This window comes from Nocardia cyriacigeorgica (genome assembly GCF_010858045.1).
GTDB lineage: Bacteria > Actinomycetota > Actinomycetes > Mycobacteriales > Mycobacteriaceae > Nocardia > Nocardia cyriacigeorgica_E.
On the sequence record NZ_JAAGVC010000081.1, the window covers coordinates 1 to 5,958 of the forward strand.

The 5,958-nt window shown below is 67.9% G+C and carries 8 protein-coding genes and 2 pseudogenes; 4 read left to right on the forward strand and 6 right to left on the reverse strand.

Translation table 11 applies throughout. The features are described from left to right. Window positions 1-115: 115 nt before the first annotated feature. A complete protein-coding gene (locus tag GV790_RS28620) occupies window positions 116-322 on the reverse strand; it encodes a DUF397 domain-containing protein (protein WP_163817916.1) in 207 nt (68 codons plus the stop codon). Next, a complete protein-coding gene (locus GV790_RS28625) occupies window positions 319-1,176 on the reverse strand; it encodes a helix-turn-helix domain-containing protein (protein WP_163817918.1) in 858 nt (285 codons plus the stop codon). Before GV790_RS28625 ends, GV790_RS28620 begins: the two co-directional genes overlap by 4 nt. Before the next feature lie 302 nt (window positions 1,177-1,478). Between GV790_RS28625 and GV790_RS28630 the strand changes: the two genes are divergently transcribed. Continuing rightward, window positions 1,479-1,817 carry a hypothetical protein gene (locus GV790_RS28630; protein ID WP_163817920.1) on the forward strand — a complete coding sequence of 113 codons (339 nt, stop codon included), beginning with the start codon at window positions 1,479-1,481 and terminating at the stop codon, window positions 1,815-1,817. Further along, window positions 1,814-2,005: a hypothetical protein gene (locus GV790_RS28635; RefSeq protein WP_163817922.1), complete on the forward strand. Its 192-nt coding sequence runs from the start codon at window positions 1,814-1,816 to the stop codon at window positions 2,003-2,005. The genes GV790_RS28630 and GV790_RS28635 overlap by 4 nt, the downstream gene beginning before the upstream one ends. Before the next feature lie 21 nt (window positions 2,006-2,026). Here the strand turns inward: GV790_RS28635 and GV790_RS28640 are convergent, their stop codons facing one another. The 3 genes from GV790_RS28640 to GV790_RS28650 all read right to left on the reverse strand — a co-directional run bounded on the left by GV790_RS28640 (window position 2,027) and on the right by GV790_RS28650 (window position 4,924). Then, the gene (locus GV790_RS28640; protein ID WP_163817925.1) at window positions 2,027-2,992 is read right to left on the reverse strand and encodes an esterase/lipase family protein; all 966 of its coding nucleotides are present in this window, start codon (window positions 2,990-2,992) and stop codon (window positions 2,027-2,029) included. Window positions 2,993-3,023: 31 nt separating this feature from the next. After that, window positions 3,024-3,887 (reverse strand): SGNH/GDSL hydrolase family protein, encoded by an 864-nt coding sequence (locus GV790_RS28645; protein WP_163817927.1) that lies wholly within the window; start codon window positions 3,885-3,887, stop codon window positions 3,024-3,026. A 146-nt stretch (window positions 3,888-4,033) separates the two neighbouring features. After that, window positions 4,034-4,924, reverse strand: a complete 891-nt coding sequence (locus GV790_RS28650; protein ID WP_163817929.1) for a LysR family transcriptional regulator — start codon at window positions 4,922-4,924, stop codon at window positions 4,034-4,036. Window positions 4,925-5,014: 90 nt separating this feature from the next. Here GV790_RS28650 and GV790_RS28655 point away from each other — a divergent pair, with 90 nt between their 5' ends. Together GV790_RS28655 and GV790_RS28660 are read left to right on the forward strand one after the other, a co-directional pair. Continuing rightward, the gene (locus GV790_RS28655; protein ID WP_163817931.1) at window positions 5,015-5,368 is read left to right on the forward strand and encodes a DoxX family protein; all 354 of its coding nucleotides are present in this window, start codon (window positions 5,015-5,017) and stop codon (window positions 5,366-5,368) included. A 166-nt stretch (window positions 5,369-5,534) separates the two neighbouring features. Further along, window positions 5,535-5,867 (forward strand): annotated as a pseudogene (locus GV790_RS28660) (YaeQ family protein); the annotation flags it as partial. 33 nt (window positions 5,868-5,900) lie between these two features. Here GV790_RS28660 and GV790_RS31470 read toward each other — a convergent pair. Continuing rightward, a pseudogene (locus GV790_RS31470) lies at window positions 5,901-5,948 on the reverse strand (hypothetical protein); the annotation flags it as partial. Window positions 5,949-5,958: the final 10 nt, after the last annotated feature.

The window sequence follows — 5,958 nt, forward strand, 5'->3', positions numbered from 1 at the left end:
CCCCCGGGCTCCGCCCGCCACTCGAGCCCACGAGGGAGACATGAGACTGGCGACATGCCGATGCGACCTGCCTCATATCTCCCTCGCCGGTTAGTCGAGGTGGAAGGGGTGGCTGTCAAGGGCGGTCGAAGCGGCCAGAGCGAGCGCCGGTGAGGAAGGCATCCCACGCGCCCGGCGCGAAGATCAGGGCCGGGCCGGTGGGGTTCTTCGAGTCGCGGACGGCAACGTGATCGGTAGGCAGGTAGGCAATTTCGACGCAATCGTCGCCAGTTCCGCTACGGGTGGACTTGAACCACCGTGCGCCCGCAAGATCGACTTTCATCGCTTGTACTCCCTTGCTATTTGCCTGAGTAGCCGCTTACTGTCCGCCGACGTCAACGCTACCCGCTTCAATGCCTCGTGAGCTCGCCGATATTCGTGGACCGTCCGCGGACGGTCGTAGTAGATGCTCGACCGAAGGTGTTCGAGATGCACCACTGACGGCTCGTTCGGCATATCCAGAACGAGAAAGGAACCCGGCTGGTATCCGATGGGGAAGGGCGCTCCTATGGGGATCACCCGCAGCTCGACATTCTCCGGCACATCAGCCATGCGTTTGGCCTGTTCGGACATGACCGTCGAGTTACCAACCATGCGCCGCAGCACAGATTCCTCGATGAGTACGTCGTACTCCAGTGGGCTTCGCGTGCGGGCGATCAACCGCTGGCGTTTGGCGCGGATGCGCACCTGATCTTCAACCTCTTCGGGAGGCCAGTCCGCCAACCGTCCGAGCGCCCTGGTGTAATCCGGCGTTTGCAGCAATCCCGGGCACAGATAGGGCTGGTACTGAGTTATCTTCGAAGCGCTGGCTTCCAAACTTAGATACGAGGTGAAGATCTCGTTGAGTGCATCCGAGTACTGATGCCACCACCCTTGGTCGGGTTCCCCCGCCTCCTCCGCCAGCTTCACCAGCCCCGCAAGCTTCTCTTCCGCATTACACAGCTCGCAGATCCCTTCCAGATCGCTGATCCGGATCGTGTTCGCCGTCCCGGTCTCCAATCTCTGCACCGTCGTGGCTCCCCGTCCGAGCAAGCGGGCGAGGTGTTCGATGGAAAGTCCGGCCCCCTGGCGGATTTCCCGTAGCTGCCGACCGAGCTGCCTGCGTGGGATGTTGGTCGGCACCGGCTTGGTGGTCATCGTTCGCCTTCCCCCTCGTGGATGGATGTGCGGTCGATTCGTGGATGGGATTCGGCACCGCCACGGAGGGCTCTCAGGGGAACTCGACGAACTCCTCCGAGCCGCCCGTGAGAACTGGAAACCGCTGGCAGAGCCATGTTCTCCTGTCGCCGGCCACCAGGGCCGGGACAGCCGAACCGGGAGGATGGGACCCCTTACCGACCCCCGGAACGGACATTCGCACGATGCCTGGAGCGCGGGTTGCGGATGGCGATTGCCCCTCGCCCCGGCCCTGGCGGCTCCCAACCAATCGTGAGGATGACGTGGACGACGATACACCGGTAGCACTGGCGCTCATCCGTTTTCGCAGCGCGCCGCGCCCCTCGACGTGCTGGGACGAGGCACGCATACACAAGCTCGCCACGCGGCTCGGCTACACGCTGGGGCACCCTATCTTCGTGTTCGGGCCGGAGGCCTCGTTCTGGGAATCCGATATCACCGACGCGATCGGCCGATACCGCGCGGAGGCGCTGTTCGTGCCCTCACTCATCCACCTCGACCACGCCTTCCGGGCGTTGGAACAACAGGTCGACGTCATCACCCTCGATCCGTTCCACGTCTACGCCCGCTGGCCGCTGAAGAATCTGGAGCCCTTCGAATGATCACCGGAGCCATGCTGGAACCGCTGCTCGGGCACGCCCGCCTGCCCGTCATGGACGTGACCACCGCCCATCTGGTGATGCAGAAGCACCGGCACTGCCTCACCACCAACTGCCCGATCCGGCATCAGGCGAAAATCCGTCTGGTGGAGGCGAAAAGGATGGTTCCGGCCGACTGGCCGCATATGTAGGACGCCCGGTACCGCCGCGCCTCAGCGCGCGTACGGCATCACCGGCGGTTCCTCGCTCAGCCGCGGCGCCGACAACGTCGACTGGACCGACACGTTCAACGCCATCGCCGAATTCTGCACGAACCCGGCCGGGTCGACGCCGGGCATCAGCATCGCACCGCAGCCCGCTGCGCCGACCCGCTCCGGTCGCGCGGTCCCGTTGTGGGTGAGTGCGTCGAGGGCGAGCTCGAAAGCGGTGTTGTCGTAGGCCATGCCGAAATGTTCGACGAGCCGGCCCGGGCACAGGTCCTGAACGGACACGTTGGTCACGTTCGGGCCCGTCGGCAGGTAGGAGGAGGTGTAGGGCACGACGATTTCGTCGAGCTGGGTGGTGATCACGGTGTAGTCGATCTGCGGGAACGTTTCCGGCTGCCGGTTGAGTGCGTTGAGGAACGCCGATCCCGCGGTCTGCTGCCAGCGGGCCGCCGAACATTCCCTGGTGCGGTGACAATCCTGCACCGGGTTACGGGAGCCGTGATTCGACGAGGCCAGCCCCACGTAATCGTCGACCATGGCGCGGGTTTCGGGCCAGAACGCGAACGCCCAGCGCGCCACCATCCCGCCCTGGCTGTGCCCGAGGATCGAGATGGGGCGGCCCGCGCGCTCGAACATGATCGTGATCGCGCGGGCGACGTACTCGCCGCTGAGCTGGATATCGCCGTTGGCGTTGTCCGGCGATTGCAGATCGCAGTGTGCCCAGCCCCGCGCGTCCAGATAGCGGTCCCAATTCCAAGACCAGTTGGCGACGGCGGTCGAGGTGGTGCCGTGCAACAGCAGCAGTGGGGTGGGTCCGGTGCGCGGATCGCCGGTGCAGGTCAGCGCCTCTTCGACGGTCTGCACCGACGGTCGCGGCTCGGGTGCGGGGGCCGCGGCGGACACGCCGGTGCCGGAGGCCAGCAGGCAGAGGGTCGCTACGGCCGGGAAAACGCGGCGGATGATCAGCCTCATCGTCGAGGGTCCTTCGGTTGTGCGGGAGCGGTCAGCGGTTCAGGGCACCGGAGCGGGTGATCGCGGCGACGATCAGGTCGGCGACGCCGCGATGGCCTTCCGGCGTCGGGTGATACGGGAGCAAGGTCTGGTCGGCGAGGATCGGATCGAACCAGCGCACCGCCGGATCGGCGCACATGCCCGCGGGCGGGGAGGCGGCGATGGTGTCGAGGTAGATCGCACCGTGCGCGGCGGCCTCGCGGGCGACGACGGTGTTGAGGCGGGCGAACTTCGACTGGATGTAGCGCGCGTCGGCGTCACGCAGGCCGAGCATCGCCGCGCAGCTGGATTCACCCAGGTAGGTGGGCCAGCCGTCGACGAAGATCGTCGCCTGCGGCGCGCGACGCGAGATCTCGTCCAAGGCAGCGGCGTAGGCCGGGGCGATCGCATCGATATCGGCGTCCCACTGCGGATCCGCGGCCGCCGCGCAGCCGCCCGTCGCCAGACCGGCGTGGCAGCCGCCGAGAATGTATCTGGTCATGTTCGCGTCGTTGGCTCCGATGTGCAGGGTCACGATCCGGGTGTCCGGGCCGAGCGCCTCCACTTGCGGTGCGACACCGGGAGATTGCGAGCGCGTCAGATCGGGGATCTTGGCGCTGCTGCACGTCCGGTCGTCCAGTTCGAGGCCCAGTTGCCGCGCCACCAGGGTCGGCGCGTTCGAGTTGGACCGGATGCACGCCAACGGCGCCGTCGGATCGATATCCACCACACCCGCCGTCGCCGCCCCGGAATCACCGAGCGCCACATACTCGGCACCGCCGGCCGCACCCGGCGCCGCATGCACCGCCGCTGCCGGCGACAGCGCCAGCATCGATAGCGCGAGCGCGGTGAAGAGTCGAGTGCGAGGGAGGGCCATCGGATGTCCTAGGTGTCGAGCGATGGTGGCGTGCCCTGCGCGCGGACGCCACCTTTGAGACTGGGCCGTCTCAATTGATGGCATCGTAGCGAGACGGATCGCCGAGCGTGGGCACTTTCCCGCTTCGAGCAAGTGACCCGGAGCCCCTACTGGCGAAATCGCAGGCAGCTGGCGACGAAATCATGCACGGCCGAGTCGGCGGCGATCGCCGGGTCCCAGGCGACGGCCACCTGGGTGGGCGCGATGCCGTTCACCGGGCGATACACCACACCGGGACGCTGGAAATAGCGCCCGGCCGATTCCGGCGCGAGCGCGACGCCGTAACCGTTGGCGATCGCGCTGAGCCATTCGTCGGTGTGCTCGGTGACGGCACCGATCCGCACCGGATGGCCACGGCGCTCGGCGATGGCGAGCCAGTAGTCGCGCCATTCGCCGGTCGCGTCCGGGGCGGAGATGAACGGCTCGTCCCACAGTTGCGGGAAGTCGATGGTCTCGGCCGCGGCGAGCGGATGCGTGCTCGGCAGCATCACCCCGCGCGGTTCGCTCAGCAGCACTTCGACGCCCCACGACTGCTGGCCGGGGAACGGCACCCGCAGCAGCGCGGCGTCGACCTCGCCGTCGGCGAGCCCCGCGGTGGGATCCCACCAGGAACTCTGCCGCATCTCCACCCGCCAGCCGGGACGCAGCTCACCGAACGCGGCGATGATGTCCGGCGTGGCCTCGTTCGCCGCGCTGGCGAGAAAGCCCACGCGCAACACGCGGTCTTGTTCGGCCGCAGCGGTTTTCACCTCGGCCACCGCCCGCTGCCAATCCGTCAACAGGGCCGGTACCGAGCGGGCCAGCGCCTTGCCCGGCCCGGTGAGCGCCATGCCAGCGCGTGAACGCACGAACAGCGTCACCCCGAGCAGTTCCTCCAGGCGGTGGATCTGCTTGGTCAGCGACGGCTGCGACACGTACAGCCGTTCGGCCGCGCGGGAGAGGTTGCCCTCCTCGGCGACCGCCGCGAAATACCGCAGCAGCCGGGTGTCGACATCCATGCCATCAGGTTATGGATGCGGGTATTGGACGGGCAACAGGGCCGGGCGCGAGGGTGGAAGCAGCCCCCGTCCACGCAAGAAAGGCCACCGATGTTCGCCCTGTACGTGATCTCGACCTGTCTCACCGCGCTGCTGTGCGCCGGCGGGGCGTGGATGAACTTCACCCGTCATCCGGTCACGGTGGCGGCGGCCGAGCAGGTGCAGGTCCCGCTGTCGTGGACGCGGCCGATCGGCCTGGTGTTCGCGGCCGGCGGAGTGGGTGTGCTCGCGGGATTCGCGCTGCCGGTCGTCGGCGTCGCCGCGGCCGCCGGGCTCGTCTTCCATTTCGTCGGCGCGATCATCGCCCATCTCCGCGTGCGCGACCTCGACCTCGGTAAGGCGGGCGGCGCGCTCGCGCTCATGGCTGGGAATTTCGCAGTGACCCTGGCGTATCACCTCGGCTGAGGGGGTGGGTCCGCGCCGCCGAGCGGGAGGGCCGCGGCGGGGCGGTTTCGCGCCGACCCGACCCGGCCCGCCGTAGCTCGGCCGAACCCACCGGGCGCAGCGGCGCATCGACCACCCGTCCCGGCCGGGCGGCCGCTGCTCGCCGACCCCGCCGTAGGCTTCTTCCATGGCTCTCAGCGCAACCCTGTACACCTTCACCATCCAGCTGGCCGACGTCGATCGCGGCGTCTACCAGGACCTGGAGCTGCGGGTCGCGCGCCACCCCTCCGAAACCGCCGAATACATGCTCACCCGCATCCTCGCCTACTGCCTGGAATACGCCGACGGCATCACCTTCAGCGACGGCGGCGTCTCCGCCACCGACGAACCGCCCGTCCTCATCCGCGACCTCACCGGCCGCCTCACCACCTGGATCGACGTCGGCGCCCCTGACGCCGACCGCGTCCACCGCGCCGCCAAACTCGCCGACCGCGTCGCCATCTACACCCACCGCGACCCGCAGCTCCAGGTCCTGGTAGACGCCGCGATCGACGTCGGCCAGCTGGATGGTGAAGGTGTACAGGGTTGCGCTGAGAGCCATGGAAGAAGCC

What these genes read in the sequence shown, in the direction of transcription:
- GV790_RS28620 (WP_163817916.1), bottom strand. Translation starts at nt 322, where the DNA reads ATGAAAGTCGATCTTGCGGGCGCACGGTGGTTCAAGTCCACCCGTAGC.
- GV790_RS28625 (WP_163817918.1), bottom strand. Translation starts at nt 1,176, where the DNA reads ATGACCACCAAGCCGGTGCCGACCAACATCCCACGCAGGCAGCTCGGT.
- GV790_RS28635 (WP_163817922.1), top strand. Translation starts at nt 1,814, where the DNA reads ATGATCACCGGAGCCATGCTGGAACCGCTGCTCGGGCACGCCCGCCTG.
- GV790_RS28640 (WP_163817925.1), bottom strand. Translation starts at nt 2,992, where the DNA reads ATGAGGCTGATCATCCGCCGCGTTTTCCCGGCCGTAGCGACCCTCTGC.
- GV790_RS28645 (WP_163817927.1), bottom strand. Translation starts at nt 3,887, where the DNA reads ATGGCCCTCCCTCGCACTCGACTCTTCACCGCGCTCGCGCTATCGATG.
- GV790_RS28650 (WP_163817929.1), bottom strand. Translation starts at nt 4,924, where the DNA reads ATGGATGTCGACACCCGGCTGCTGCGGTATTTCGCGGCGGTCGCCGAG.
- GV790_RS28655 (WP_163817931.1), top strand. Translation starts at nt 5,015, where the DNA reads ATGTTCGCCCTGTACGTGATCTCGACCTGTCTCACCGCGCTGCTGTGC.